Annotated in this window: 24 protein-coding genes; 7 read left to right on the plus strand and 17 right to left on the minus strand. The window is 71.0% G+C overall.

The window, feature by feature from the left end; all coding sequences use genetic code 11:
* Positions 1–15: 15 nt before the first annotated feature.
* From HDA30_RS05470 to HDA30_RS05480, 3 genes are read left to right on the plus strand one after another with little or no spacing between them, the layout of a single operon-like run.
* The gene (locus HDA30_RS05470; protein ID WP_184241318.1) at positions 16–1389 is read left to right on the plus strand and encodes a magnesium transporter MgtE N-terminal domain-containing protein; all 1374 of its coding nucleotides are present in this window, start codon (positions 16–18) and stop codon (positions 1387–1389) included.
* A gap of 1 nt (position 1390) precedes the next feature.
* Positions 1391–2131: a DUF1003 domain-containing protein gene (locus tag HDA30_RS05475; RefSeq protein WP_184241319.1), complete on the plus strand. Its 741-nt coding sequence runs from the start codon at positions 1391–1393 to the stop codon at positions 2129–2131.
* A complete protein-coding gene (locus tag HDA30_RS05480; RefSeq protein ID WP_184241320.1) occupies positions 2121–3275 on the plus strand; it encodes an Mrp/NBP35 family ATP-binding protein in 1155 nt (384 codons plus the stop codon). The genes HDA30_RS05475 and HDA30_RS05480 overlap by 11 nt, the downstream gene beginning before the upstream one ends.
* Positions 3276–3290: 15 nt before the next feature.
* Here the strand turns inward: HDA30_RS05480 and HDA30_RS05485 are convergent, their stop codons facing one another.
* Together HDA30_RS05485 and HDA30_RS05490 are read right to left on the minus strand one after the other, a co-directional pair.
* Positions 3291–3917 carry a twin-arginine translocase TatA/TatE family subunit gene (locus HDA30_RS05485; protein WP_158496712.1) on the minus strand — a complete coding sequence of 209 codons (627 nt, stop codon included), beginning with the start codon at positions 3915–3917 and terminating at the stop codon, positions 3291–3293.
* 21 nt (positions 3918–3938) lie between these two features.
* On the minus strand, positions 3939–5021 hold the full coding sequence (locus tag HDA30_RS05490) for a hypothetical protein (RefSeq protein WP_184241321.1): 1083 nt from the start codon (positions 5019–5021) through the stop codon (positions 3939–3941).
* 239 nt (positions 5022–5260) lie between these two features.
* Between HDA30_RS05490 and HDA30_RS05495 the strand changes: the two genes are divergently transcribed.
* Positions 5261–5926 (plus strand): O-methyltransferase, encoded by a 666-nt coding sequence (locus tag HDA30_RS05495; RefSeq protein WP_184241322.1) that lies wholly within the window; start codon positions 5261–5263, stop codon positions 5924–5926.
* Between the two features lie 140 nt (positions 5927–6066).
* Here HDA30_RS05495 and HDA30_RS05500 read toward each other — a convergent pair whose 3' ends face one another.
* Both HDA30_RS05500 and HDA30_RS05505 read right to left on the minus strand, forming a co-directional pair.
* Positions 6067–6237: a DUF3117 domain-containing protein gene (locus HDA30_RS05500; RefSeq protein ID WP_158496709.1), complete on the minus strand. Its 171-nt coding sequence runs from the start codon at positions 6235–6237 to the stop codon at positions 6067–6069.
* Between the two features lie 131 nt (positions 6238–6368).
* Positions 6369–6686: a cell division protein DivIVA gene (locus HDA30_RS05505; RefSeq protein ID WP_184241323.1), complete on the minus strand. Its 318-nt coding sequence runs from the start codon at positions 6684–6686 to the stop codon at positions 6369–6371.
* A 148-nt stretch (positions 6687–6834) separates the two neighbouring features.
* On the opposite strand from HDA30_RS05505, the gene HDA30_RS05510 reads away from it, so the two are divergent.
* Positions 6835–7791 carry a transporter substrate-binding domain-containing protein gene (locus HDA30_RS05510; RefSeq protein ID WP_184241324.1) on the plus strand — a complete coding sequence of 319 codons (957 nt, stop codon included), beginning with the start codon at positions 6835–6837 and terminating at the stop codon, positions 7789–7791.
* A gap of 24 nt (positions 7792–7815) precedes the next feature.
* On the opposite strand, the gene dapE is transcribed toward HDA30_RS05510, so the two are convergent.
* Positions 7816–8958, minus strand: a complete 1143-nt coding sequence (gene dapE / locus HDA30_RS05515; protein WP_184241325.1) for a succinyl-diaminopimelate desuccinylase — start codon at positions 8956–8958, stop codon at positions 7816–7818.
* A gap of 99 nt (positions 8959–9057) precedes the next feature.
* Here dapE and dapD point away from each other — a divergent pair, with 99 nt between their 5' ends.
* Positions 9058–10011: a 2,3,4,5-tetrahydropyridine-2,6-dicarboxylate N-succinyltransferase gene (gene dapD / locus HDA30_RS05520; protein WP_184241326.1), complete on the plus strand. Its 954-nt coding sequence runs from the start codon at positions 9058–9060 to the stop codon at positions 10009–10011.
* 150 nt (positions 10012–10161) lie between these two features.
* Here dapD and HDA30_RS05525 read toward each other — a convergent pair whose 3' ends face one another.
* From HDA30_RS05525 to HDA30_RS05580, 12 genes are all read right to left on the minus strand, one after another.
* Positions 10162–11442, minus strand: coding sequence for a citrate synthase (locus tag HDA30_RS05525; RefSeq protein ID WP_158496704.1), 1281 nt, complete (start codon positions 11440–11442; stop codon positions 10162–10164).
* Between the two features lie 142 nt (positions 11443–11584).
* Positions 11585–12754, minus strand: coding sequence for a succinyldiaminopimelate transaminase (dapC, locus tag HDA30_RS05530; protein ID WP_158496703.1), 1170 nt, complete (start codon positions 12752–12754; stop codon positions 11585–11587).
* Positions 12755–12757: 3 nt separating this feature from the next.
* The gene (gene fdxA / locus HDA30_RS05535) at positions 12758–13084 is read right to left on the minus strand and encodes a ferredoxin (protein WP_158496702.1); all 327 of its coding nucleotides are present in this window, start codon (positions 13082–13084) and stop codon (positions 12758–12760) included.
* Between the two features lie 101 nt (positions 13085–13185).
* A complete protein-coding gene (locus HDA30_RS05540; protein ID WP_184241327.1) occupies positions 13186–13623 on the minus strand; it encodes a hypothetical protein in 438 nt (145 codons plus the stop codon).
* Between the two features lie 10 nt (positions 13624–13633).
* The gene (gene typA / locus HDA30_RS05545) at positions 13634–15544 is read right to left on the minus strand and encodes a translational GTPase TypA (protein ID WP_184241328.1); all 1911 of its coding nucleotides are present in this window, start codon (positions 15542–15544) and stop codon (positions 13634–13636) included.
* 107 nt (positions 15545–15651) lie between these two features.
* Positions 15652–17547: an ABC transporter ATP-binding protein gene (locus HDA30_RS05550; RefSeq protein WP_221419049.1), complete on the minus strand. Its 1896-nt coding sequence runs from the start codon at positions 17545–17547 to the stop codon at positions 15652–15654.
* A 27-nt stretch (positions 17548–17574) separates the two neighbouring features.
* Positions 17575–18741: an ABC transporter permease gene (locus HDA30_RS05555; protein WP_184241329.1), complete on the minus strand. Its 1167-nt coding sequence runs from the start codon at positions 18739–18741 to the stop codon at positions 17575–17577.
* A gap of 5 nt (positions 18742–18746) precedes the next feature.
* On the minus strand, positions 18747–20273 hold the full coding sequence (locus tag HDA30_RS05560) for an ABC transporter permease (protein WP_184241330.1): 1527 nt from the start codon (positions 20271–20273) through the stop codon (positions 18747–18749).
* Between the two features lie 184 nt (positions 20274–20457).
* A complete protein-coding gene (locus HDA30_RS05565; protein ID WP_184241331.1) occupies positions 20458–22191 on the minus strand; it encodes an ABC transporter family substrate-binding protein in 1734 nt (577 codons plus the stop codon).
* 309 nt (positions 22192–22500) lie between these two features.
* Positions 22501–23394: a hypothetical protein gene (locus HDA30_RS05570; RefSeq protein WP_184241332.1), complete on the minus strand. Its 894-nt coding sequence runs from the start codon at positions 23392–23394 to the stop codon at positions 22501–22503.
* Positions 23391–24116, minus strand: a complete 726-nt coding sequence (locus tag HDA30_RS05575) for a hypothetical protein (protein WP_184241333.1) — start codon at positions 24114–24116, stop codon at positions 23391–23393. Before HDA30_RS05575 ends, HDA30_RS05570 begins: the two co-directional genes overlap by 4 nt.
* 51 nt (positions 24117–24167) lie before the next feature.
* Entirely contained in the window at positions 24168–25718 is a 1551-nt protein-coding gene (locus HDA30_RS05580) for a phytoene desaturase family protein (protein ID WP_246418709.1), read from the minus strand.
* 173 nt (positions 25719–25891) lie between these two features.
* Here HDA30_RS05580 and zupT point away from each other — a divergent pair, with 173 nt between their 5' ends.
* Positions 25892–26725, plus strand: coding sequence for a zinc transporter ZupT (gene zupT / locus HDA30_RS05585; protein WP_158496693.1), 834 nt, complete (start codon positions 25892–25894; stop codon positions 26723–26725).
* The last annotated feature ends 66 nt before the right edge of the window (positions 26726–26791 follow it).

Here is a 26791-nt window from a genome sequence, read left to right on the forward strand (position 1 = left end):
CACTAGTGTGTATCCGTGAGCAATCCGAAGATCTTCGTCGCCCGTCTGCTCGGCCTCGACGTGTTCGACCCGCTCGGCGACCGGCTCGGCCGTCTGCGGGACGTTGTGGTGGTCGACCGCGGCCTGCACCAGCCCCCGATCGCGACCGGGCTCGTCATCGAGGTGCCCGGCAAGAAACGCGTGTTCGTCCCCATGACGCGTGTGACGAGCATGGACTCCGGGCAGATTCTCACCACGGGCCTGATCAACCTGCGGCGCTTCTCACGGCGCGGTGCCGAACAGACGGTGGCCGGCGACCTCTTCGACCGGCGCATGGTGCTCGTGGACGAGGAGGGCAGGCTCGAGCACGAACACGAGTCCGTGCTCGAGGACCTCGCGATCGAGCGGCAGCGCAACGGCGACTGGATCGTGACCGAGGTCTACGTGCGCGAGGTGACCGGGCGCGGGGCATTCGGCCGTGCCCGTGGTCAGCATCGGCTCGTGGACTGGGATCGCTCCCGCTGGGCCCGCGGCACCGAGCCGCAGGGCGCGACGAGCTTCGTGGCGGCGCACGAGGACCTCAAGCCGGCCGACCTGGCGGACATGCTCCATGACATGACGGACAAGCGGCGCGTCGAGGTGGCCAACGAGCTGCAGGACGAGCGTCTGGCGGACGTGCTGCAGGAGCTGCCCGATGACGACCAGGTCCAGATCCTCTCTCACCTGGATATCGAGCGCGCGGCCGACGTGCTCGAGGAGATGGACCCGGACGACGCGGCCGACCTGCTCGGGGAGCTGCCGGACAATCAGCAGGAACTGCTGCTCGAACTCATGGAGCCCGAGGACGCCGAGGACGTGCGGCGCCTGCTCGAGTACGAGGAGGACACGGCCGGCTCGGTCATGACGCCGGTGCCGGTCATCATGGCGCCCGAGGCAACCGTGGCCGAGGCGATGGCCACGATCCGTCAGACGGAGATCTCCCCCGCCCGCGCCTCCCTGGTGATCGTCGCGCGTCCGCCGCTCGAGACGCCGACGGGCCGTTACCTGGGCGTCGTGCACTTCCAGAAGCTGCTGCGGTACCCGCCGCCTGAACCGCTGGGCAATCTGCTGGACAAGGACCTGGAGCCGGTCTCGGACCTCGCGCCCGTCACGCACGTCACGCGCGAGCTCGCCACGTACAACCTGACCTGCATCCCCGTGGTCAACGAACAGCAGCGCGTGGTCGGGGCCGTGACGGTCGACGATGTCCTCGACCACATCCTGCCCGAGGACTGGCGCGCGATGGACCCGGACCAGACGCCCGCACCCAGCACCGAGAACCCCGCCCCGACCGCCGGCGGCCCCGCGTCGGCGCGCGGCGGCGCACCGGCCGCGCCCGCGGCGGGCCCCACGACGAACCGGAGGACGTGAGATGGCCGAGCACACCAAAGACGCCCGGGACTCCCGGCCGGGCCTCGACACCCCGCTGAGCGCCCGCAGTCGGCGCATGCCCCGGCTGTCGCCCAACCCGGACGCGTTCGGCGAAGCCACCGAGGGCTTCGCCCGGTTCATGGGCACCCCGCAGTTCCTGCTGTGGATGACGATGTTCTGCGCCTTGTGGATCGGGTGGAACACGTACGGACCCGAGCCGCTGCGCTTCGACTCCGCAGCCCTCGGCTACACCGCGCTGACGCTCGTCCTCTCCCTGCAGGCCTCCTACGCCGCTCCCCTGCTGCTGCTCGCCCAGAACCGCCAGGACGACCGCGACAAGGTGGCGCTGCGCGAGGATCGGGACCGGGCCGAGCGCAACCTGGCCGACACCGAGTACCTCACCCGGGAGATCGCCGGGCTGCGCATCGCACTGCAGGACGTCTCCACACGCGACTTCGTGCGCTCGGAGCTGCGCAGCTCGACCGAGGACCTGGTGGCGGAGCTGCGCGAGTCCCTGCGCGAAGAGATCCGCGCCGAGGTGCGCGCCGACCTGCTGCGCGATCAGGCGCCCCGCAAGAAGTCCAAGAAGAAGAAGCGCGACTCCCCCGCCCGCGCGCAGGGCGACGCCGAGCCGCAGACCACCACGCTCGCGATCATCGCCGCGCAGGAACGGCAGGACGGTGCCCCGAACACCTCGGCCGAGTACTCGCCCTCCACGCAGCAGGTCCGTGATGAGCACTGAGCCCGACCTGCCGACCCGGCTCGGCGCCGACACGTCCCTGGAACGCGAGGTCCTGGCGGCGTTGGCCGCCGTGCAGGATCCCGAGATCCGCCGTCCGGTCACCGAACTGGGCATGGTGGCCGCCGTGACGGAGGTCGGCGACGGCGTCGTCGCCGTCCTGGTGTGCCTGACCATCGCCGGCTGCCCGCTCAAGGACACCCTCGTCGACGACGTGCGCGCCGCGGCGGAGGCCGTGCCCGGCGTCGGACGGGCCGATGTGAGCCTGGACGTGATGACCCCCGAACAGCGCCGCGCTCTGCAGGAGCGACTGCGCGGCTCCCGTCCGGCGAACCCGTTCGGCCCGGACTCGCTGACTCGCGTGATCGGTGTGGCCTCGGGCAAGGGCGGGGTCGGCAAGTCCACCCTCACCGCGAACCTGGCGGTCGCTCTCACCGCCCGGGGACTGTCCGTCGGGCTGATCGACGCCGATGTGCACGGGTTCTCGATCCCCGGACTGCTGGGCATCGAGGCCGGCCCCACCCGGGTCGAGGACATGATCCTGCCGCCGGTGGCGCACCAGGTGAAGGTCATCTCGATCGGCATGTTCCTCGATGAGGACCGACCCGTCGCGTGGCGCGGACCCATGCTGCACCGGGCGCTCGAGCAGTTCGTCACGGACGTGTACTGGGGGGATCTGGACGTGCTGCTGATCGACCTGCCCCCGGGCACCGGGGACATCGCGATCTCCGCGGCACAGCTGCTGCCGACCTCGCAGCTGCTGGTCGTGACGACGCCCCAGCACGCCGCCGCGCAGGTCGCCGCCCGCGCCGGCCAGCTGGCGCGGCAGACCGGTCAGTCGGTGCTCGGGGTGGTCGAGAACATGGGACCCATGACGCTGCCCGACGGCACCGTGCTCGACGTGTTCGGCGCCGGCGGCGGCGCAGAGGTCGCCCGGCGGCTGACCGCGGCGCTCGAGACCGACGTGCCGCTGCTGGGCACCGTGCCCCTTGAGCCGGCTGTGCGCGCCGGCGGCGACGCGGGGGAACCGATCGTCATGACCGCACACGCCTCCCCCGCGGCCGAGAGCCTGCGTGCGATCGCCGGGCGCCTCGCGGTGCGGCCGGACTCGCTGCGCGGTCGCGGGCTGCCGGTCAGCCCGCGCTGAGGCGCCAGGGCGGCCTCAGGTGGCGTCGACGTCGAACGGGGCGGGAGCCAGGCCGAGAAGCTCCATCGGATCGGGCTCGGTCGTCAGCTCCTGTGCCGGCGCCGCGGAGCGGTCCTGGTCGTCGACGAGCGCCTCGGCCCCGCCAGAGCCCATGATGGCGGCCGCAGCTCCGCCGACGGCGGCCGCACCGCCCGCGGCGACCGAGCCGTCGGCATCGCGGGCGACCTGCCCGACCGCGTGCGAGCCGCTCGGTGCGGGAGAGCTGCGGAAGATCGACCGGGGGTCCATGTCCGCCAGATCCTCCCGGCTCAGGCCGCCGTGCATGTCCTCGCCGCGAACCGGGGTGATCCCCGCCCGCTGCGCCGCGGAGGGCCGTCCGCCGGCGGCGGGCTCACGCAGTGCTTCGCGGATGATCCGTCGGGGGTCGTACTGGCGCGGGTCGTATTTGCGCCAGTCGATCTCGTCGAAGTCGGATCCGGTCTCTTCCTTGAACTGGGTCTTAGCGCCCTCGGCCATGTCGCGCATCTTGCGCAGCCAGGCGGTGAACTGCCGTGTGTACTCGGGCAGCTTGTCCGGGCCCAGCACGATGATGGCGAGCAGAATGAGGACGATGAATTCGCTGCCGTTGATACCCCAGTTCACATCACGGCACTCTACTAGAGACTAGCGGCCGACGATCGGTGGCGTCGCCGCCCACGACGGCCCCGCGCCGACGAACGGGCCCCTGATCCGCGCGGCCAGCGGGACGGCCTCCCGCACCCGGTCGAGGCCGCGGCGCAGCCGCTGCCCGGGCCCGTCGTCGTCCTCAGCCTCCTGCACCCGCGCCCGGTCGGCCGCCGAGAGCAGGCTCAGCACCGGTCGGATCCTGTCCCGGGGCATCTGTGAGCTCACCACATACCGAGCGCCCGCCGAGTCGAACGCGACGCTCCACGGCTCGGCCGGCGCGTCCCGGTCACCGAGCACGCGGTAGTCGATGGCTGCGCCCGTCCCGGCGGTGCGCGCGACGATCGCCCGATCGGGCTCGGGCGCAGACCCCGCTCGAGCGCCGTCGGCCTCCGACGGGCACCGCTGCGGCGGACGGGCCTGCCCCTCTCGGTCCGCAGACTCGCTGCGACACTCTCGGACGCGCACACCGTCTGCGGCTCCGGTCCACAGCACCTCCAGTTCGACAACGCCGTCCGCGGCGCGCGAGCGCACGTCCGTCGGTTCCAGGCCCGCCGTGTAGAGGCTCGGCACCGACCACCCGGCACGGCGCAGGTCGCCGAGGCCCTCCTCGGCTTCTTCTTCGCCCTCCTGGTCGGCGGAGACGGTGCGGGCCCGTTCCGCGGCGGTGCGCAGGGACGTCGCCGACGTCGGCTCCGGGGCTCCGGCAGTCCACAGTCCGGCGAGGGCCAGGGCGCCCAGCACCGCAGCGCTCAGGCCCGTCACGACGATCCGCCCGGAACGGCCGCCTCGCGCCATCACCGTGCCCAGACGCTGCGCAGACGCGGTGTCGTCGGCCCCGGGCTCCGGGTGCCCGCGTACGGCCGGAGCGGGGCCACCGAGGCCACGGGAGCTCCCGCCCGCCGGGCCGCTGCGGGTGTCCGGGTCCGTCTGCCAGGCGGCCGCGAGGACCTGCTGACGTTCCCGCGCGGCGGAAGCGCACATCGGGCACCGCTGAACGTGCGCGGCGATCCGGGCGCGAACCCGCGGCGTCAGGCGCCCCTCCAGGTAGGAGTCGAGGCGTCCGAGAGGGTGGTGTGCCACGATGTCGAGGCCTCCTCGCTCCCGCTGTTTCGGTGGACGTCGTCGACCGCCGGACGCGGCCGTGCCCGGCCTGCGCCCATCATGACGACCGGGACTGGGAGAAGGCTGGGTTCTGGCCGGGTCCTAGACTGAACCCCACACTCGAGACGGCCCGGTCCCGCGCCTGCCCGCGCCTGTCGGCCGCTCGAGAGCGCCGCACGGCGCGAGAGCAGCCTCGCGAGGGAAGGACCCCGACGACGATGACCGACTCCCCCATCACGACCCAGAGCTCGCATGCGGCCCAGAAGCACGCCAGCTGGCAGCACGCCGAGTCCCGTGGCGTCGAGACCGATGTGCTGCGCCGCGCTCGGGAGCGCTCGACGGAACTGGGCGTCCGCCCCGTGTCCGAGGGCACCGCGAGCCTGTTGACCGTCCTGGCCGCCGCCTCGGGCGCCTCGGCGGCGGTGGAGGTCGGCACCGGCGCGGGGGTGTCGGGGCTGGCGCTGATGGCGGGCCTGTCCGCCTCGGCGGTCCTGACGACCCTCGACCCGAACGGCGACGCCCAGCGTGCCGCCCGTGAGGCCTTCGGGGAGGCTCGTCTGCCGACCCAGCGCACCCGCATGATCACGGGCCTGTCGCGCACCGTGCTCCCCCGGCTCTCCGCGGGCTCGTACGAGCTGGTGGTCCTGGACGGCGACCCGGGTTCCCTCGCCTTCGACGTCGCACAGGCCCGCCGGATGCTTCGGCCCGGCGGTCTGCTGGTCGTGGTGGACTCCCTCCACGGTGACCGCGTGCCGCGCCCCGCCGTGCGCGACGCCGTGACCGTGGCGCACCGCACCGTCGACAAGGCGCTGCGCGAGGACGAAGCGTGGGTCTCCTCCGTCGTCCCGACCGGCACGGGCGTGTTGCTCGCCGTGCGCCGCTGAACCCGCGCCTGAATACGCGTCGACGGACGCCGCCGTCCCGGATGGAGCGCCGCCCGGCCGCGGTGAGCAGAGCTCACAGACAGCCGGGCCCCGACCTGCGCGGAGAACGCAGATCGGGGCCCGGCGAGGCGGCGCGGTGTTCAGGCGTCGGTGACGCCCACGAGGCAGTCCCGCAGCTCCGTCGCCTCATCCTTGTTCAGCTCCAGCACAAGACGGCCACCGCCGTCGATCGGAACTCGCATGATGAGGCTGCGGCCCTCCTTGGTCACTTCCATGGGGCCATCCCCGGTACGAGGCTTCATGGCGGCCATTGCGACTTCCCTTCTGCTGGTCAGTTGTCGACACGGGCCTCGCGCGTCACGTCCGGAGAATCCTCACGCGCCCTCACGACGGCCCGACGGTCCGGCGGCGCCCCAGTGGCGCGCGGCCCGTCACACTCCCATTATTCCTCACTGACGCGATCACCGACGAACCGGGCCTGCAACCGGGCGATCTGCGCCTCCTGAGCGCGCAGCTGGGCGGCCAACAGGTCCATGGCCTGATCGACCTGTCCGCGCTCGTACCCGGGCACGTCGAGGGAGAACCGGACGAGTTCGACGTCCTCGGCGTGCGGTTCCGGCGGCAGCGGGACGGGCGGATGCTGAGTCTGCCCCGCCGCCTCCCGGCCGGGCAGGGTGAGCCGCCCGAGGGCGACGGCCACGAGAGCGGCGAGCACGGCGGCCAGGACGCAGACGAGGGTGAGCCAGATCGGCCAGGTCATGCCCGTGTCTCCTGAGGCAGACGGGCGCGGGCGTCGCAGGGCGTCGCTGGTGCAGGGGAAACGGTGAGCATGACGTCAGCCTAGCCATGCACTGCGGCCCGCGCGCCGAGGTGCACGCCATAGCCGGGTTCCGGGCTATATTCCGGGCATGTCCCGTTCGAGAATCCTCTCGTCCCTGCTCCTGGCCTCCACCCTGGCGCTCGGCGCGTGCGCCCCGCAGGAGGCCGAACCGGAGCCGAAGCCTGCCCCCGAGCAGGAGGACCGGCGCACGGACGAGGACCGGCGTCCGTCCTCGAGCGCCTCCGGTTCCGGCTCCCCGTCCGGGACGCCGGTCCAGGCACCCGAGGTCGACCAGCTGCGGATCGGGATCAGCGCCGATTCGCCCGGCCTGGGCCTGATCGAGGACGGCGACCGCCCCGAGGGCTTCGACGTCGAGGTCGCCCGCCGGATCGCCGACCGGCTCGAGGTCTCTGAGCGCGAGATCGACTGGGTCCCGCTGCTGCCGCACGAGCGCGCGCAGGCGCTGCGGGACGGGGAGGTCGACCTGGTTGCGGCTGCCTTCTCGATGACCGAGAACCGTCAGGAGCAGATCGACTTCGCCGGCCCCTACCTGGTGGCCGACCAGGACCTGCTGGTGCGCACCGAGGACAGCGACGAGATGGACTCGCTGACGGACCTGCGCGACCGCCGGGTCTGCGTCGCCGAGGGCTCCACCTCGCTCGACGCCGTGGAAGAAGCGGCCCCGGACTCGACGCAGATGATCCAGCAGCACAGCCTCGCCGAGTGCGTCGTCTACTTAGAGTCCGGGTTCGTGGACGCGGTCGCCGGCGACGACATGGTGCTCGCCGGCCTGGTCAAGGACGGTGAGCTGCAGGAGACGATGGAGCTCGCCGGCATCGAGGACGCGGCGTTCAGCACCCAGCGCTACGGCGTCGGGCTGGCCTCCGGGTCCCCGCTCTGCCCCGCCGTGTCCGAGACGATCCAGCGGCTGCGCGAGAGCGGGCAGCGCGACCGACTGCTGCAGGCCGCCACCCAGGACACCGGCTACCGGCTCGACCAGGAGCTGAACTCGGGCGAGGCCGCCGAGCCCGAGCCGTGCCCGTGACCTGACGCCCCGGCACGCGCCGGGTCAGTCGAGCCAGGCGATCAGGGCGTCCCGGCAGTCTTCGACCGCCTCACGGTGGACATGCTCGTCGTCGGTGTGGGCGAGCAGCGCGTCGCCGGGGCCGAAGTTCACCGCGGGCACGCCGAGCTGCGAGAAGCGGGCGACATCCGTCCACCCGTACTTGGGCTTGGGCTCTCCCCCGACGGCGGCGACGAAGGCCGCAGCGGCCGGCCGATCGAGCCCCGGACGAGCGGACGGCGAGGCGTCGGTGACCTCCACCTGCGTGTCCCAGTCCACCCCGGCCGCGGCGAACACCTCCCGCACGTGCGCGTGCGCCTCGTCCAGCCCCTTGTCCGGGGCGAACCGGTAATTGACCTCGACGACCGCCTCGTCCGGGATCACATTGCCCGCCACCCCGCCGTGCACGCGGATCGCATGGAGCCCCTCCCGGTAGTCGAGGCCCTCCACCGTCACCGTGGCCGGCTCGTAGGCAGCCAGTGCCCCCAGCAGCGGCGCCAGCCGGTGGATCGCGTTGTCCCCGCGCCAGGCGCGCCCCGAATGGGCAGCGACGCCGCTGAGCCGCACCCGGTAGCGACAGGTGCCGTTGCACCCGCCCTCGACGACGCCGTCAGTGGGTTCGAGCAGCACCGCGAAGTCTCCTTCGAGCAGCCCGGGCGCCTGCCGCGCGATCCGGGCCAGACCCGAACAAGCGGAGTCGACCTCTTCGTGGTCGTAGAACACCCAGGTGATGTCATGAACCGGTTCGGGGCCGCCAGCGCAGCCGTAGCGTCCGGCGAGGGCGAGCTGCACCGCCACGCCGGACTTCATGTCCACGGCGCCGCGCCCGTAGAGGGTGTCACCGTCCCAGGCGGAGGGGACCGTCCCGCGCGCGCCCTCGACCGTCGGCAACGGCACGGTGTCCAGATGCCCGGCGAGGATCACCCGGGTGTCGCGGCCGAGCCGGGTGCGTGCGACGAGGGCGTCCCCGTGGCGTTCGACCTCCAGGCGCTCGAGGCGGCGCAGCGCTTGCTCGACGAGATCGGCGATCTGCTGCTCGTGGTCGGAGACGGAATACACGTCCAGCAGCCGCGCGGTGAGCGCGGCGACGTCCAGGTGCGGGTCCGTCAGGTCGGGCAGCGGTGCGACGGGATTCTCGGTGCGATTCATGCGCGCCAGTGTGGCGCATCCGCGATGCCGGCGACCACAGTGTGACCGCCGCAGACGCAGAGGTCTCCCGCGCCGTGACGCCTGGTTAGGGTGGGCCGCATGACTGACACCGCACAGCAGAACACCCGAACTGTCTCCGGCCTCGGACTGGCCACCCGCCACGGCGACACCGTCCTGGACGTCTGGTACCCGGCGCCGAAGCTCGCCGACGCCCCCGGCGACGACGGGCTGCGCGCGGCACTCGAGGCCGCCGCGACCGAGGACGAGGCCCGCGGCACTCGCCAGCAGGTCGTGGACGTGTCCGTGGACCTGGACTCCGCCCCCGCTTCCGCCGAGGACGCCTGGCTGCGCCTGCACGCCCTCTCCCACCGGCTCGTGCGCCCGAACGAGCTGAACCTCGAGGGCATCTTCGGCCTGCTGAGCAATGTCGTGTGGACCAATCACGGCCCGTGTGCGGTCGCCGACTTTGAGACCACCCGGGCACGGTTGCGCTCGCGCGGGGCCGTGAACGTGTTCGGCGTGGACAAGTTCCCGCGCATGACCGACTACGTCGTCCCCTCCGGAGTGCGCATCGGCGACGCCGACCGCGTGCGCCTGGGCGCGCACCTGGCCGAGGGCACCACCGTGATGCACGAAGGCTTCGTGAACTTCAACGCCGGCACGCTGGGCACCTCGATGGTCGAGGGCCGCATCTCGGCCGGGGTCGTCGTCGGCGCGGACTCGGACCTGGGCGGAGGCGTGTCGATCATGGGCACGCTCTCCGGCGGCGGTACGCAGAAGATCACGGTGGGTGAACGTGTGCTGATCGGCGCGAACGCCGGGATCGGCATCTCCGTCGGCGACGACTGCGTCGTCGAGGCCGGCCTGTACGTGACCGCGGGAACGCGCGTGAGCGTGCTGCGCGAGGGCGAGCAGCCGCGGGTGGTGAAGGCCATCGACCTCTCCGGCGTGCCGAACCTGCTGCTGCGCCGCAACTCGACCACCGGCGCCGTCGAGGCCCTGCCCCGCGCCGCCGGCACCGTCGAGCTCAACGAGGCCCTGCACAAGAACTGAGCCGCGCGTCGGGCGGACCCGGACCGCGGCGAGACCCGCGCCCACGGCTGTCCGCCCACGCCGGCGTCTCGACCAGGACGGCTCCGACACACGACACGGCCCCGCCGCCACCTCGGACAGGTGACGGCGGGGCCGTTCTCGACGGGCCGCTCAGGCGCCGTAGGTGCGCAGCGGGTGGCCGGTGTAGATCTGGCGCGGACGGCCGATCTTGGTCTCCGGGTCCTCGATCATCTCGCGCCACTGCGCGATCCAGCCGGGCAGGCGGCCGAGGGCGAAGAGCACGGTGAACATCTTCTCCGGGAAGCCCATGGCCTTGTAAATCACGCCGGTGTAGAAGTCGACGTTCGGGTACAGCTTGCGCTCGATGAAGTAGTCGTCGGCGAGGGCCTTCTCCTCGAGGCGCTGGGCGATCTCGAGCAGCTCGTCGTTGCCGCCGAGCTTGACGAGGATCTCCTCGGCGGTCGACTTGATGATCTTCGCGCGCGGGTCGTAGTTCTTGTAGACCCGGTGGCCGAAGCCCATGAGCTTCACGCCGTCTTCCTTGTTCTTGACCTTCTCCATGAACTCCTCGGGCTTCATGCCCTCGGACTGGATGCGGCGCAGCATGTTCAGCACGGCCTCGTTCGCGCCGCCGTGCAGCGGCCCGTAGAGGGCGTTGATGCCGGCGGAGACGGAGGCGAACATGTTCGCGTGGGCCGAGCCGACCAGGCGCACGGTCGAGGTCGAGCAGTTCTGCTCGTGGTCGGCATGCAGCATCAGCAGCAGGTCGAGGGCCTTCACGACGTCGGGGTCGATCTCGTAGTCCTCGGCCGGCACACCGAAGCACAGGCGCAGGAAGTTCTCGACGTAGTTCAGGTCGTTCTTGGGGTACATGAACGGCTGGCCCAGCGACTTCTTGAACGCGTAGGACGCGAGCACCGGCACCTTGGCCAGTAGGCGGATCGTCGAGATGTGCACCTGCTCCTCGTCGAACGGGTCCTGCGAATCAGAGTAGAAGGTGGACAGGGCCGAGACGGACGAAGACAGCACCGGCATCGGATGGGCGTCGCGCGGGAAGCCGCCGAAGAAGTTCTTGATGTCCTCGTGGACCATGGTGTGGCGGGCGATGTTCTCCTCCCACGCCGCGAGGGTGTCCGCGGTGGGCAGCTCGCCGTAAATCAGCAGGTAGGCGACCTCCATGAAGGACGAGTTCTTCGCCAGGTCCTCGATCGCGTAACCCCGGTAGCGCAGCACGCCCTCGTCGCCGTCGATGAAGGTCACGGCGGACTTGGCGTTCGCGGTGTTCATGAAGCCCGGGTCGTAGGTGACGTCGCCGGTCTCCTTGAGCAGTCCGGCGATGTTGATGCCGGAGTTGCCGGCGGTGCCATGGACGAGGCCCAGGTCGAGGTCCTTGCCCTCGACGCTCAGTCGGGCGGTGTCGTTCTCGGTCACGGATGCACTCCCTCGAGTTGATGACAGTGGCCGCGCCGAGATGAGCACGACCGGCGATGATGCCCCGGCGGACGTGGAGCCGTCAGGCGGCTCGTCCCCGAGCCGAGGCAGAATCAATGTGGCCTACGCTACCAAGACCGCCTCACGCCCCGGCAATCGGCCCGCCGCGCAGGCGGTCCGCCGCGGCCTGGACGGCGGCGTCGCTCGCGGTCAGCGACAGGCGCACGTACCCGTGCCCCGCGGCACCGTAGAAGACGCCGGGGCCGCCCATGATCCCGCGATCGGCGAACTCGCCGAGCAGATCCCAGCTGTGCTGCTCCGTGGCGTCCGCGACAGCGATGTCCGCGCGTCGGGCCCACAGGTACAGTCCCGCCTCGGAGTGGTCGACCGCGCAGCCGGCCTCCAGCAGCGCCGGCAGCAGCCGCTCACGGCGGGCACGGTACAGATCCTTCTGCGCCGCCACATGGTCGTCGTCGCCCAGGGCCGCGGTCATCGCGGCCTGCACGGGCGCGGGCACGATCATGCCGGCGTGCTTGCGGGTGTTGACCAGCTCGGCCACCAGCTCCGGGTCGCCCGCGGCGAACGCGGCCCGATATCCGGCGAGGTTCGACTGCTTCGACAACGAGTAGACGCTGAGCAGGCCTGTGAGGTCGCCGCCGCTGACCGCGGGGTCGAGGATGCACGCGATCGCGTCGGAGCCGCCGTGAGACGGGTCGTCCCAGCGCCCCCACCCGAGCTCCGCGTAGCACTCGTCGCCGCAGACCACCGCACCGAGGGACCTCCCCTGGTCGACGATGCGGCGCAGGGCCGCCGCCTCCAGGACGGCGCCGGTCGGGTTCGACGGCGAGTTGGTCCACACCAGGCGCACACGCGCGCGCACATCGGGCTCGAGCTCGTCGAGGTCGTCCGCGGCGACCGCCTCCGCGCCGGCCAGGCGCGCCGAAATGTCGTAGGTCGGGTAGGCCACGCGCGGACGCACGACGACGTCGCCGGGGCCGAGGCCCATGAGCGTCGGCAACCACGCGATGAACTCCTTCGAGCCCAGCGTGGGCACGATCGCCTCCGGGTCGAGTCCGGCCGTGCCGCGACGTCGGGCGTACCACGCGGCGATCGCCTGGCGCAGTCGCGCGGTGCCGTGCGTCGTCGGGTAGCCGTGCGCGTCGGCGGCCTCGCTCAGCGCCCGCCGGACCACGGCCGGCGTCGGGTCCACGGGCGTGCCGATGGACAGGTCGACGACGCCGTCGGGGTGCTGTCCCGCGCGCTCCCGGTACGGGGCCAGCGTGTCCCACGGGTAGTCCGGCAGGCGCCGCACGACTCAGGCGTCCTGGTTCTGCGGGGGCAGGGCGGCGACGATCGGGTGGTCCTTCTCGATCATCCCGAGCTTCGCGGCGCCGCCGGGCGAACCCAGGTCGTCGAAGAACTCGACGTTGGCCTTGTAGTAATCGGCCCATTCCTCCGGAGTGTCGTCCTCGTAGAAGATCGCCTCCACGGGGCACACCGGCTCGCAGGCGCCGCAGTCCACGCACTCGTCCGGGTGGATGTACAGGGAGCGCTCGCCCTCGTAGATGCAGTCCACGGGGCACTCCTCGATGCACGCCTTGTCCTTGACGTCGACGCACGGCAGCGCAATCACATAGGTCATGGCGGACCCGTCACCTTCTTCTCGTCCAGGTCTTGCGTTGGTCGGATCGCTCGGCGGCCCCGCCGAGACGGCGGGGCGGAGCGTCTGCTGTGGCCTCCAGCCTACTCGCTCAGGGCACGTCGACGCTCTCGGGCGGCCAGGGCCATGACGAGCACGACGACAAACGGCAGCCCCAGCAGCCACAGCGCGGCCGCGAGCGCCGCGAACGGCGCCTGCTGCGCGAACACCGGGTCCAGGGGCACCCCGAGACGGTCGTGCTCCGGCAGCGTCTGCACGGCCCAGGCCACGGTGAACGCCGCTGCCCCGAGCAGACCGCCGGCCGCGGGCGAGTCGGCCCGCCGGGACCACCACAGCTGAGTGGACCCGACCAGGGTCAGCGCGAGCGCCGCACCCCACGGCACGGCCCAGGCCCCGTCTCCGACGGCGACCAGGTTCATGTGGACGACGGTGCCCAACGCCCCGACCCCCGCACCGAACAGGACCGCGCCGAGCAGCGCGAGCAGGCGTTCGCGGGCCGGCGCCGGCCGCACCCGCGACACGGGGCGAGGGTCAGGCACGGGCGCGTGCGCGAGCAGCCTTCATGCGCTCGTTGGCGTCCAGGATCACCTTGCGGATGCGGATGTCCTCCGGGGTGACCTCCACGCATTCGTCTTCACGCGCGAATTCAAGGGACTCCTCGAGGGTGAGGATCGTCGGCGGGGTCAGGCCCTCGAAGGAGTCCGCGGAGGCCGAGCGCATGTTCGTGAGCTTCTTCTCCTTGGTGATGTTCACGTCCATGTCCTCGTTGCGCGAGTTCTCCCCGACGATCATCCCCTCGTACACCTCGGAGCCGGGCTTGATGAAGAACGTGCCGCGCTCCTGGAGGTTGATCATGGCGAACGGCGTGGCCGAGCCGGCCCGGTCGGCGACGAGCGAGCCGCTGGTGCGGTACTCGATCTCGCCGGCCCACGGCTCGTAGCCCGCGGACTCCGACGCGGCGATGCCGGCGCCGCGGGTCTCGGTGAGGAACCGGGTGCGGAAGCCGATCAGACCGCGCGCCGGGACCAGGAAGTCCATGCGGATCCACCCGGTGCCGTGGTTCGACATCTCCTGCATGCGGCCCTTGCGGCCGGCCATCAGCTGCGTGACCGCGCCCATGAACTCCTCGGGGATGTCGATGGTCATGCGCTCCATCGGCTCGTGGACCTTGCCGTCGACGGTCTTGGTGACCACCTGCGGCTTGCCCACGGTCAGCTCGAAGCCCTCGCGACGCATCTGCTCGACGAGGATCGCCAGCGCGAGCTCGCCGCGGCCCTGCACCTCCCACGCGTCAGGGCGGTCGGTGGGCAGCACCTTGAGCGAGACGTTGCCGATGAGCTCCTTGTCGAGGCGGTCCTTCACCTGTCGGGCCGTGACCTTGGCCCCCTTGACCCGGCAGGCCATCGGCGAGGTGTTGATGCCGACGGTCATGGAGATGGCCGGATCGTCCACGGTGATCAGCGGCAGCGGCTTCGGGGTCTCGGCGTCCGTGAGGGTCTCGCCGATCATGATGTCCTCGATGCCGGCGACCGCGACGATCTCCCCCGGGCCGGCCTGCTCGGCGGGCACACGTTCGAGGCCGCGGGTGGCCAACAGCTCGGTGATCTTCACGGTCTTCAGCTGGCCGTCCTGGCGGGCCCAGGCGACCTGCTGGCCCTTCTTCAGGGTGCCGTTGAAGATGCGCAGCAGAGCCAGACGGCCCAGGAACGGCGAGGCGTCGAGGTTGGTCACGTGTGCCTGCAGGACCTCGCCCTCGTCGTAGGTCGGGGCGGGCACGTGCTCCATGATCACCTGGAACAGCGGCTCGAGGTCCTCGGAGTCGGGCAGGCCGCCGTCGGCGGGCTGTTCGGTGGAGGCACGGCCGGTCTTGCCGGAGGCGTAGACGACCGGCACGTTGAGCACCGAGTCCAGGTCCAGGTCCTCGTCCTCCTCCGCCAGGTCCGAGGCCAGGCCGAGCAGCAGGTCCATCGAGTCCGAGACGACGCCCTCGATGCGGGCGTCGGGGCGGTCGGTCTTGTTGACCACCAGGACGACGGGCAGCTTCGCGGCCAGCGCCTTGCGCAGCACGAAGCGCGTCTGCGGCAGCGGGCCCTCGGAGGAGTCGACGAGCAACACGACGCCGTCGACCATCGACAGGCCGCGCTCGACCTCGCCGCCGAAGTCGGCGTGTCCGGGGGTGTCGATGACGTTGATGGTGACGGTCTCGCCGTCGGGGGCCGAGGGCCCGTCATAGAACACCGTGGTGTTCTTGGCGAGGATCGTGATGCCCTTCTCCTTCTCCAGGTCTCCGGAGTCCATGACGCGCTCGGCGACGTCGCCATGGGTGTTGAACGCGCCGGTCTGGCGGAGCATCGCGTCCACGAGCGTGGTCTTGCCGTGGTCCACGTGGGCCACGATGGCGACGTTGCGCAGGTCGGTGCGGCGGGTCTGAGTGGAGGTCATGAAGGTCCTGTCCGGGTGTGCGTCAGATTGCATTCCAGGGTCGCACATGCGTCCGGCCCCGCCAGCGATTGTACGCGGGCGGGGCCGGAGCGGCAGGCCGGTGCGGATCAGTAGGCGTACTCGCCCAGGGTGGCGAGCAGCTCGCGCCGCTGCTGGCGGCGCCGGGCCTGCTGGTCCGGATCCGGCACCGGGGCGGCGGCCAGAAGACGCCGCGTGTACTCGGCCTGCGGGGCGTGCAACACCTCGTTCGTGGTGCCCTGCTCGACCTGACGGCCGTCCTTGAGCACGAGAACCTTGTGCGCCAGCATGTCCACGACCGCGAGATCATGCGAGACGAACAGGCACGCGAACTCGTAGCGCTGCTGCAGCTCGGCGAACATGTCAAGCACCGCGGCCTGCACCGACACGTCGAGCGCCGAGGTCGGCTCGTCGGCGATCAGCACCTCCGGGTCGAGGGTCAGCGCACGGGCGATCGAAATGCGCTGGCGCTGACCGCCCGAGAGCTCATGCGGGAACCGGTTGACCACCTCGCGCGGCAGCTTCACCGCGTCGAGCAGCTCATAGGCTCGCTCGAGCCGGGCCTTCCGATCCCCCACCCCGTGCACGACCATCGGCTCGGTGATGATGTCGCCGATCGGGAAGCGCGGGTCGAGCGAGGCCGCCGGGTCCTGGAAGACGACGCCGATGCGCCGGCGCAGCTCGCGCTGCCGCTTGGCGGGCATGGCCGACAGGTCTTCCCCGTGGATCGTCAGCGAGCCCGCAGCGATGTTCAGCAGACCGAGCACCGACTTGGCGATCGTCGACTTGCCCGATCCGGACTCGCCGACCAGTCCGAGGATCTCCCCCGGCGCGACGGTGAACGACACGTCGTGCACGACTCGCTTCTTCTTGCCGCGGTGGTCGTACTCGAGGTTCAGGTCCCTCGCCTCGATCGCGTACGTCGCCCGCGTCTGGGTCGCGGTGACCGGGGTCGGCTCGGCGACCTCGAACCCCTCCCCCAGGCGCGGCACGGACGAGAGCAGCCGCTGGGTGTACGGGTGCTGGGGCCGCTGCATCACCTGGTGCACGTGGCCGGTCTCGACGAGTTCGCCGTGCAGCATCACGCACACGCGATCCGCCATGTCCGCGACCACGCCCATGTTGTGGGTGATCAGCAGGATGCCGGTGTTGAGCTTGTGCTTGAGCGAGCGCAGCAGCTCGAGGATCTCGGCCTGCACGGTCACGTCGAGGGCCGTGGTTGGCTCGTCGGCGATGATGACCTTGGGCGAGCAGCTGATGGCCATCGCGATCACGATGCGCTGGCGCTGACCGCCGGAGAACTGGTGCGGGTACTGCTTGAGCCGGGCCTTCGCGTCCGGGATGCCGACCATGGTCAGCAGCTCGGCGGCGCGTTCGTCCGCGTCGGTGCCGAAGGCCAGCCCGTGCAGCTCGAGCGCCTCGGTGAGCTGATCGCCGACCGTGAGCACGGGGTTCAGCGCGGTCATCGGCTCCTGGAAGATCATGGCGACGTCCTTGCCGCGCTTGGCACGCAGCGCGGCGTCGGACATCTCCAGGACCTCCTCGCCGGCCAGGCGGACCGAGCCGGAGACCTCCGCGTTCTTGGGCAGCAGGCCCATCGCCGTGGAGCTGGTGACGGACTTGCCCGAGCCGGACTCGCCCACCAGGGCGACGATCTCGCCGGGCGCCACGTCGAAGCTGACGCCCTTGACCGCGTGGACCTCGCCGAACTCCGTGGCGAAACGCACGTTCACATCCTCGTACGAGAGCACGGGAGTGCCGTCGTCGTCATGGCGTTCGACGACGCCGATGGCGCTGGTGGCCGGGCCCGGGGTGAGCCCGCCCTCGCGGTAGTCGGCCTGGCCGAGCGCGGGCCGCGGCCCGGTGCTCGGCTCCGCCACCTGGCCGGTGCCGTCGGAGTCCGACGCCGTCGCGGCCGCGGGGGCGTCCTCGTGCGCCGCGGTGTCCGCGGTCGAGGCCGTCGCCTTCTTCTTGTTTCCGAACATGAGGGTCTCTTCCTTCTCGACTCCGCCTCAGCGGGTCGCGCCCTCGGGCGCGTCGGTGTCGGGTCCGTCGGTGTCAGGCGCGTCCGGGCGCGGCGCGTGGTCGGCCTGGTCGGAGTGCGCGGACTGCTGTGCGGCCTTGCCGCGGCCGGAGATCCCGGCGAGCCCCCGCCGACGTCGGGCGGCATTGGACTGGCGCGGGTCGAACGCGTCGCGCAGCCCGTCGCCGAGGAAGTTCACGGACAGGGCGATCGCGAGGATCATCATGCCCGGCCACCAGAACAGCCACGGCCGGGTGGTGAACGCGTTCTGGTACTGGCTGATGAGCAGACCCAGGGAGGACTCGGGCGGGCGGACGCCGAAGCCCAGGTACGACAGCGAGGTCTCCAGCAGCACGGCCGCGGCGATCGCGAACGTCGCGTTCACGACGATCACGCCCACCGTGTTCGGCAGCAGGTGCTTGAAGATGATGCGCCCGGGCTTGGCGCCCATTGCGACCGCGGCGGAGACGAACTCCTTCTCGCGCAGCGAGAGCACTTCACCGCGCACCAGGCGGGCCAGCGCCGTCCAGGTCACCAGGCCGAGGACGATCGCCAACGGCACGATGCCTCCGGGCAGCTGGCTGGACATCTTGCCCAGCACCGCGGCGAGCACGAGCAGGGGAATCACGATGACCAGGTCGGTCAGGCGCATCAGCAGCGAGTCGATCCAGCCGCCGAAGTAGCCGGAGACCGCGCCGATCAGGGCGCCGAGCGCGGTGGAGACGATGCCCACGATGAACGCGATGATCAGCGACTGCTGCGTGCCGCGCATCACGAGGGCGAACCAGTCCTTGCCGGTGGAGTCCTGACCGAAGGGATGCTCGCCCCAGCGGATGCCCTCACCGCCCAGGAACTGCGGCACGAGAGAGAGGGTCGGTCGGCCGCCGTTCTGCACGGTGGCCGCGTCGAGGTAGGACTTGTCCCACCAGCCGGGGATGCCCGCGAAGCCGATGGACGTGAACGCCAGCAATGTCACCAGACTCAGCACCACGAGCGAGATCATGGCCGCTTTGTGCGCGAAAAAGCGCTTGCGGACCAGCTGACCCTGGCTGTAGGACTTGCCGGTCTTGGCTCGCAGCTTGGCGTCTTCGGCTTCGGCGAGGTCGAAGGACTGCTGCTGGTCGGCCTGCTGGGCCGTCTGGGAGGTGGTGGTCATGGCGATCACACTCGAATCCGGGGGTCAAGGAGGGCGTAGAACACGTCCGCCATCAGGTTCATCAGCACGGCCGCGGTGCCCGTGACCAGGAAGAAGGCCATCACGGGCGCCGGGTCGACCTGGTCGAGGCCGGTGGCGAACAGCTCGCCCATGCCCTTCCAGCCGAAGACGCGCTCGGTGATGACGGCACCGCCGATCAGACCGGCGAAGTCGAAGGCCATGATCGTGGTGATCGGGATCAACGAGTTGCGGAAGGCGTGCTTGAGGATCACCTGGCGCTCAGGCAGGCCCTTGGCTCGCGCGGTGCGAATGTAATCCTGCCGGGAGACCTCGAGCATCGAGGCACGCGTGTAGCGCGAGTAAGTCGCCACGGAGATGATCGTCAGCAGGATGGTCGGCAGCAGCAGCTGCGCGCCCTTGTCCAGGAACTGCACCCAGAACGGCTCGTCGAAGTTCGGTGTCTCCGAGCCGATCGTGGAGATCGGCCGGGACTTCGCGCTGAGGAACGCTGGCCAGTACAGGGCCAACGTGTCGGCGACGATGGTGACCGCCATGAACAGCGCCGTGGTGACGGAGACCGCCACTGCCGAGCCCTTCGAGGTCTTGCCCATCAGGCGGCCGATCAGCACGCCGACCAGCACGGTGACCACGCCGAGCACGGCCAGCAGCCACCACGAGGCCTGGGCCCACAGCAGCCCCGAATAGCGCAGCACGGTGAAGACGAGGACGCCGACGAGAACGGTCGCCAGTCCGGCGTGCAGCACGGGACGATTGCGCAGACCGGAGACGATCGCGGTGGCGGCGACCGCCGCACCGAGGCCGACGAGGATCACGGCCGGGTAGCCGAGCACGGGCGTGCGCCAGAAGTCCAGGGCGTGCAGAAGCGGGATCACACCGAGCACGAACGCGGCGGTGGCGAGGAACGTGAACAGGCGTCGCTTCGCCCCGCCGCCCATCGCGCCCTGCAGCGCGAGGCCGAGAACGACCGCGGCGACGATCAACAACCCCCAGTTCAAGGTGGGGCTCGCGATCCAGTTGTTGAAGCCGATCGCCATGTACTCCTTGAGCAGGACCGCCGCCCAGAACACCGGCAGGGAGAAGAACAGGAAGATCAGGAACGTGACGGCGTAGTCGAGCCCCGAGTACTGGCGGATCGCGGTGATGATGCCGACGGCGACGCCGATGATGATCGCGAGCACGGTGGCCAGGATGACCAGGCGCAGCGTGGAGCTCGCGGCGTTCTGCAGCAGCGTGAGCACAGGCTGACCCGACCGGTTCAGGCCGAGGTCGCACTGGCCCACGACGCAGCCGCCGACTCCCTTGAGCCAGTCGAAGTATCGGACGAACCACGGCTGGTCGAGCCCCATGAACTCGGTGCGGGCCGCCATGAGGGTCTCGCGGTTGTTGCTCTGCGACTCGCGCAGGTCTTTGAGGGGGTCACCGGAGTTGATGACCAGGACAAACAGGAGGACGGAGGCGCCGAACAGGACCAGCAGCGAGCTGGCGAGACGCTTGAGGATGAACTTCAGCACAACAGGGGTGACCTTCCGTGCACGGAGGTGGTGAGCATCATGAGGCGGGCGCGACGAGTGCGTCGGCGTGGAGACGGTCGGGGCCGGGCCGCAGGGGTGTCGGCCCCGACGCCGGAGGGCGCGGGCTCATCGAAGACGGCCCGCGCCCTCCCCTGACCGGCGCGTCTGCGCGCCGCGACTCAGATCACTCGGAGCGGGTCCACTTCTCGACGTTCCACAGGGCGCCGGACTGCGTGGCGGCCTGCTCGACGTTCTCGAGGTTCGCGGAGTGGCCGACGATGCCCGGGTGCGCGTACAGCGGGATGGCCTGGTAGTCCTCCCACAGCAGCTTCTCGATCTCGGCGACCTTCTCCTTCTGCTTGTCCTCGTCGAGTTCGGAGGCAAGCTCGTCCCAGGCCTTGTCCACCTTCTCGTTGGAGTACTTCACCTGGTTCTGCTTGCCGGAGGAGTGGTAGATGTTCCGGCCCGAGGCCTTCTGACCGGAGCCGGACCACGCGAACAGGGCCACGTCGAAGTCACCGGCGGGCATGACCTCGGTGAAGAAGTTCTCGTCGCCGGCGTCCTTGATCTCGAAGCCGGCCTCATCGCACGAGCTCTTGATCAGCGAGACGGTCTCTGTGCGGCGCTGGTTGCCGTTCTGGTAGCCGACACGGATCGTCGTGCCCTCGGCGCCGGCCTCCTTCAGCAGCTGCTTGGCCTTCTCGACGTCGGCCTCACCGGACTGCATCTGCTCCGGGACGGCCTCCTTCACGATGTCCTCGTAGCCGTCCTGGAACGGGAACACCTCGCGCAGGTTCATCACCTCGGCGTCGTCGACGATCGGCTTGACGAGGTTGTCGACGATCTGCTGACGCGGCACGCACAGCGCGAACGCCTCACGCACCTTCTCGTCGTTGAACGGGGAGCCGTCGCCGCGGTAGAAGTCCAGGTGCTCCCAGGTCATCAGGTCGCCGGTCTGGACCTTCGCCTGGTCACCGAGCCCCTCGAGCTGCTTCATGGTGTCGACGGTGGCCTGCGGCTCGATCACATCGATGTCGCCGTTCTGCAGCGACTGCACGTGCGTCTCCGGGGCGGCCATCTTGATGACCAGCTCCTCGATGCCCGGCTTCTCGCCCCAGTACTTGTCATTGGCCTCGAGGGTGATCGACTGGCCGGCCTGCCAGCCGTCTTCCTTGATCTTGTACGGGCCCATCGAGGGGATCTTGCTCTGGTCGGGCAGCTTGCCGGGCTTGAAGTCCCAGCCCTCGTTCCAGAACTTCGCGGCCTTCTCGAGCTTGTCCGCGTCCTTCTCCCGGGCCGCCTCGACGAGCTCCTCGAACTCCATGCCCGACTCCTCCGCGATCACGTGCGCGGGAAGGGCGGTGTTGATCAGGATCTCCCAGTCGGCATACGGCTGGTCATAGGTAACGGTGAACTTCTTGCCCTTGGGGTCACCCTTCGGGGCCTGCTTGATGTAGGTGCCCGGGTCCGAGGTGATCGAGTCGAACAGCGGGGTCTCGCCGTCCTCCTTCGTGATCTCCGGGTTGTCGGCGGCCCACTGCACGATGAAGTCGCCGGCGGTCACGTCGGTGCCGTCGGACCACTTCGCGTCCTCGCTGATCTCGTACTCGACCGTGAGCGGGTCATCCGAGACCTTCTTGTACGTGCCGAACTCCTCGTTGCGGACGATCTCGCCCTTGGGGCCGAAAGTCCAGAAGCTGGAGAACAGGCGGTCCACGACGGCCGAGTTGTACGTGGAGTAGGTGTTCGACTGGACGCCGTTGTACGAGGCGAATTCGTCGGCGCCCACGGAGTAGGAGACGCTGCCGCCGCCCTCCTCCTTCTTCGCGTCCGCCGGCCCGGCGGGAGCGCAGGCGGACAGGACCAAAGCCGAGCCGGCGGTCAGGGCGGCCGCCGCCGAGAGCTTCGAGTGCTTCATGGAAGTGCTCCATTCATCAAAGGCGCGGGTGCGCCTTCAGGCGAGTGAGGCCGCGACCTCGGGACGCGGCATCGGGGATGGTCGTCTCTGCTGCGGGCCACAGCCCGCAATGAGATGGCCATCACACTAATGGTCGACGAGCTCATATCAAAGTGTGACCCGCGAATCACTTATGTGATGGATTGCAGTATTATGCACAGGTTCACTCCGCCGTGGTCACCTCCACGTCACATTTCGGCCCCCGTCGACCCGGCGGCGCCCGGCCTCGCCCGAGACGGCGCCGCCGGGCCCGCCCTGCTCCGCCTCGCCTCAGCGATGCAGGAGGCGGCGACGGCCAAGCACGAAGAAGCTCAGATACGCGACGCCCGAGGTGTTGTAGGGGAAATGAATCCCCATCACCGCGCGGATCCCCCCGTGCATCCCCCACGCGCCCAGCGCGAAGAGGCGGCCGATGCTCGGGTGCACCAGCGCCGCCGGCGCCGCGAGCTCAACCACCAGCGCACCGGCGGCCAACGCCGTGAACAGACGCCGCCGTGAATACAAGGTGACCCCGAGGTCCTGCTTGGACGAGCCGAACAGGTCCTTACGCAGGCCGTCCACGGCGATCTGTCCGCGCAGCACGTCGCCGCCGGCCCACCGCAGCCCCAACTCACTGCGGACCTTCGCGACGCCGCAGATCAGGTAGACCGCAGCGCTGGCGGTGTTCATGGCCACCGGCACGGCTCCGTACCGACGCGCGGCGACGTCGCGGAGGTGCCAACGGCCGCGCACGAGGGCGTCGACGCTCCACGCATCCGCAGACCGCGTGCAGCCCAGGACCGCCTGGTGAAGCACCACCATGTTGTCGTTGTGCAGCACCATGCCCCAGGAGTTCCGGTACGCGGTGGTCCAGATCTGCAGGGCGGCGTTCACCGGGCCGGTGACACGGTGGGCCAGGCCCAGGGTCGCCGCCACGTTGACGACCTGCGCCAGGTCGAACACGGCGTCGGCGACCGCCGGGGGCAGCGGACGCGAGAGCACGCGGCACGGACCCACGGGCGCGAACCGGTCCGGCTCCTGCGCGTGCACGCGTTGGAACATCCGCCGACGCCGGAACTGGCGCGCCGCGGCGTATCCGCCGACCGCCAGCCGCAGCAGCGCGGGTCGAGTGGCCGGCAGCACCGGACGCAGCGTGTCCATCAGTCGCAGTGCCACGGGACTCATGGGCGGACCTCCTCAACACCGCGCGCACCGTAGGTCTCTGCGACCTGGCTTGCGGTCCTCTTCTGCTGCACCGCCTGGGCGACGCCGCCGACCGGGGCGACGGCGTGGACGGTCTCCCGGTGCGGGCGACGCAGACCGGCGTAGTACTCCTCGAAGCGGAAGCGCGAGCGCACCACCTCGACACGCTCGATGCAGGCTTCCTGGCGCCGTCGCTCTCGTCGCCGGCCCGCGGCCGAGGCGACACTGCCGCGTACCTGGGCCTGCGTCTGCGCCAGCGAATCCGCGTAGGCCTGGGCCACCCGCACCGCTTCACCGCGGCGCACCGCTCGGGAGACCTGTCGACGCACCTGGTTCAGCCCGCCCGGGCCGAAATGCGCGAACGAGGGGATGACCCTGTCGCCGTCGGCGGTGTACCCCACCACGTGCGGGACGTACGTCGACCGGCCCCGCGCCTCGGAGAACATCGGGAAGGTCGACAGGGGGAACGAGTCCCGCGTGAACTTCGGAGCGTCTCTGCCGCTGAGCGGCGGTCGGGCGTAGTGGCGCAGGGGGCTGAGCAGCACCCCGGCACCGATGGCGCCGACGGCCAGGCCGAACCAGTCGGCGCGGGTCGGCGGGGGCCGGTCGACGGCCCGGTGCGGTGTGTGGTGAGTGACCTCATGGATATCTGCCTCTCGTGTGAGCTCGGTGTTGGTGCGGTGATGGAACGATGTGAGGGGCACGGCCGGGGTTCAGCGGCCGGGGTTCAGCGGCCCGGGCTCAGAGGCCGAGGCTCAGCGGCCCGGCGTCGTGGCCCGGCCGGCGTGCAGGTCGGCCAGCGCGGTGCGGACCGCCCAGGCCCCGGCCATGCCGTGCACTCCCGCGCCGGGAGCGGTCGAGGCCGAGGCCAGGTAGACCCCGGGCCGCCCCGCCTGGGGACGCACCAGCCGGTGGGGCCGCAGGGCCGGACGCGGACGGGCCGCCAGCTGCAGCCCGGCCATCGATCCGCCGGCGATGTCCCCGCCGACCAGGTTCGGGTTCCACTGCTCGAGCTGGGCGGGCCGGGTCTCGACGGCGCGCACGACGGTGTCGCGGAAGCCGGGGGCGAAGCGTTCGATCTGCTCCTCGATGCGCGCTCGGACCGCCCCCGCATAGCCGAGCGGCACATGGGCGTAGGTCCACAGCACCGTGTGTCCGGCCGCCTCGGCGACGGCCCGCGACGGGTCGGCGGCCTGCTGCTGGCAGACCATGACGAAGGGCCGCTCGGGCATGCGGCCGGCGAGCGCGTCGGCCTCGGCGCGGCTGAGGTGTTCGGCTGTGCCCCCGACGTGCACCGTTCCCGCGCCGCGCAGCCGCTCGTCCCGCCACGGCACGGGCTCGCTGAGCAGGAAGTCGACCTTGGACACGCCTGAACCGTGCCGCCACCGCGAGAGGGGTGCTCGGACGGGCGTGGGCATGAGGTCGCCGGCCAGAGCGACCGCCTGGGCCGGCGTCGTGTCGAGCAGGACCAGGTCGGCCGACGACAGCTCGCGCAGGTCGGTGACCCGGTGGCCGAGGTGCACCCGGCCGCCGTGAGCGGTCAGGACGGACAGCAGCGCGGCGACGATCGCACCGGACCCGCCCTCGGCCACGGGCCAGCCGGTGCTCATGCCCAGACCGCCGAACAGGGTGCCGAAGGCGGCGGTCAGCGGTCGGCCGGGCGGCAGGATCGCGTGCACGGCGGAGCCGGTGAACAGCGCCCGGGCCTGGTCGGTACGGAACGCGGCGCGTGCGGCGACCGTGGCCGACCACGGGGCACGCAGGCCGAATCGGACCATGCCGAGCGGCCGAGGCCAGGCACGGGCCAGCGGTCCGAGCACGTTCAGCGCTGTGCCGTACGGGTCCTGCACCACCGGTGCGTGCCACGCCCGCCACGCGGTCTGGTCCTCGCCGAGCCCCTCGGCGGTTCGCTCGAGGTCGCGGTACAGCAGTGCCGCCTCGCCGCCCTCGAGCGGGTGCCCCAGCACGACCGGCGGGTGCCGCCAGCGCAGGCCGTGCTCGCTCAGGCGCAGCTCGTGGAACGCGGGGCTGACGGCGCCGAAGGGGTGACCGGCGGCGCCAAGGTCGACCGTCGTGCCCGCGCCCAGGGTGTCTCCCGAGGCGCTCGCTCCACCCGGCAGCGCGTGAGCTTCGTAGACGTCCACCTCCCAGCCGGCTCGGGCCAGCAGTGCCGCGGCGGTCAGCCCGTTCGGCCCGGACCCGACGACAGCGGCCCGGCCCGGCTCTGCCGCCTCGGGCAGGGTGAAACCGGGGCGGTTTAGGTCATCGGCTCGAGAGCCGCCGGACTGGTCAGATCGCGTCATCATGGCTCCACTCTGAAGCGCAGCTATGAGAATCAGATGAGGTCCCTGCATGCGTGAGTCCGCCGGACCGACGTCCGCACCGGCAGCCTCCACCGGCGCGCCGCGCGGGTAAACTCGTCAGCCCCGCCACGCCTGGCCTGACGCGCCACGCGTCCGAGTCCCGATCCAGGAGCGCAATGGACCCGTTCATCACTGCCCTGGCCCTCACGGCGTTCGCCGGCGCGGCCACATTCGCCGGGGGCCTGCTCGGCGTGCTCGGTCGAGAGCCCGGCCAGCGCAGCCTGGGACTGGGCCTCGGCATGGCCGCGGGCGTCATGCTCAGCGTGTCGTTCCTCGAACTGGTGCCCGAGGCGATCGCGGGCACGCAGCCGTCCCTCGGGTCGGTCGCCCCCGTCGCCGTGCTCGTGGGCTTCGCGAGCGGGCTCGCCGGCTACGCGCTGCTGGACTCGACTCTCGGCACGGCGGTCGCGGTTCGGCTGCCGGGGGCGTCCGTCGAGGACGGTCGCCGACGGGCAGGCGGCGCGGGCCCCTCGGCGCCCGTGGGCGGTGTCGCGGACCGGCGGTTGCTCCGGGTCGGGTTCGTCACGGCGTTGGGCATCGGGCTGCACAATCTTCCCGAGGGGTTCGCCACGTTCGCCGCGACGATCGACGATCCCCATGTCGGTTTGGCCCTGGCGGCGGCCATGGCCGTGCACAACGTCCCCGAGGGCCTCGCGGTCGCGGTCCCGGTGCGCCGGGCCACCGGATCGCGGCGCTCCGCTCTGCTGTGGGCCGGGTTGACCGCGGCGGCCGAGCCTCTCGGGGCCCTCGTCGGCTGGCTGGTGCTCGCCCCGTTCGTGTCCGACGCCCTGCTGGGTCTGGTGTTCGCGGTGGTGGCGGGCATCATGGTCGCGATCAGCCTCGACAATCTGCTGCCGACCGCCCGAGCCGGGGCCGGGCGTCGGATCACTCTGATCGGGTTCATGCTCGGGGTGTCGGCGATGGTGCTGTCCCTGCAGGTCCTGAGCTGAGGGAGCCCCCGGCCGGCAGGCCGCTGACGGGCCTCCGACCGGCAGGCCGCTGACGGGGGTCGCGTC

It is taken from the genome of Micrococcus cohnii (assembly GCF_014205175.1).
Classification (GTDB): domain Bacteria; phylum Actinomycetota; class Actinomycetes; order Actinomycetales; family Micrococcaceae; genus Micrococcus; species Micrococcus cohnii.

Excerpts from the sequence above, each read along its gene's own strand:
- HDA30_RS05550 (WP_221419049.1), bottom strand. The coding sequence starts at position 17,547 with ATGTTCGGAAACAAGAAGAAGGCGACGGCCTCGACCGCGGACACCGCG.
- HDA30_RS05555 (WP_184241329.1), bottom strand. The coding sequence starts at position 18,741 with ATGACCACCACCTCCCAGACGGCCCAGCAGGCCGACCAGCAGCAGTCC.
- HDA30_RS05500 (WP_158496709.1), bottom strand. The coding sequence starts at position 6,237 with ATGGCCGCCATGAAGCCTCGTACCGGGGATGGCCCCATGGAAGTGACC.
- fdxA (WP_158496702.1), bottom strand. The coding sequence starts at position 13,084 with ATGACCTATGTGATTGCGCTGCCGTGCGTCGACGTCAAGGACAAGGCG.
- typA (WP_184241328.1), bottom strand. The coding sequence starts at position 15,544 with ATGACCTCCACTCAGACCCGCCGCACCGACCTGCGCAACGTCGCCATC.
- HDA30_RS05510 (WP_184241324.1), top strand. The coding sequence starts at position 6,835 with ATGTCCCGTTCGAGAATCCTCTCGTCCCTGCTCCTGGCCTCCACCCTG.
- HDA30_RS05505 (WP_184241323.1), bottom strand. The coding sequence starts at position 6,686 with ATGACCTGGCCGATCTGGCTCACCCTCGTCTGCGTCCTGGCCGCCGTG.
- zupT (WP_158496693.1), top strand. The coding sequence starts at position 25,892 with ATGGACCCGTTCATCACTGCCCTGGCCCTCACGGCGTTCGCCGGCGCG.
- dapD (WP_184241326.1), top strand. The coding sequence starts at position 9,058 with ATGACTGACACCGCACAGCAGAACACCCGAACTGTCTCCGGCCTCGGA.
- HDA30_RS05565 (WP_184241331.1), bottom strand. The coding sequence starts at position 22,191 with ATGAAGCACTCGAAGCTCTCGGCGGCGGCCGCCCTGACCGCCGGCTCG.
- HDA30_RS05580 (WP_246418709.1), bottom strand. The coding sequence starts at position 25,718 with ATGATGACGCGATCTGACCAGTCCGGCGGCTCTCGAGCCGATGACCTA.
- HDA30_RS05480 (WP_184241320.1), top strand. The coding sequence starts at position 2,121 with ATGAGCACTGAGCCCGACCTGCCGACCCGGCTCGGCGCCGACACGTCC.
- HDA30_RS05570 (WP_184241332.1), bottom strand. The coding sequence starts at position 23,394 with ATGAGTCCCGTGGCACTGCGACTGATGGACACGCTGCGTCCGGTGCTG.
- dapE (WP_184241325.1), bottom strand. The coding sequence starts at position 8,958 with ATGAATCGCACCGAGAATCCCGTCGCACCGCTGCCCGACCTGACGGAC.
- HDA30_RS05495 (WP_184241322.1), top strand. The coding sequence starts at position 5,261 with ATGACCGACTCCCCCATCACGACCCAGAGCTCGCATGCGGCCCAGAAG.
- HDA30_RS05475 (WP_184241319.1), top strand. The coding sequence starts at position 1,391 with ATGGCCGAGCACACCAAAGACGCCCGGGACTCCCGGCCGGGCCTCGAC.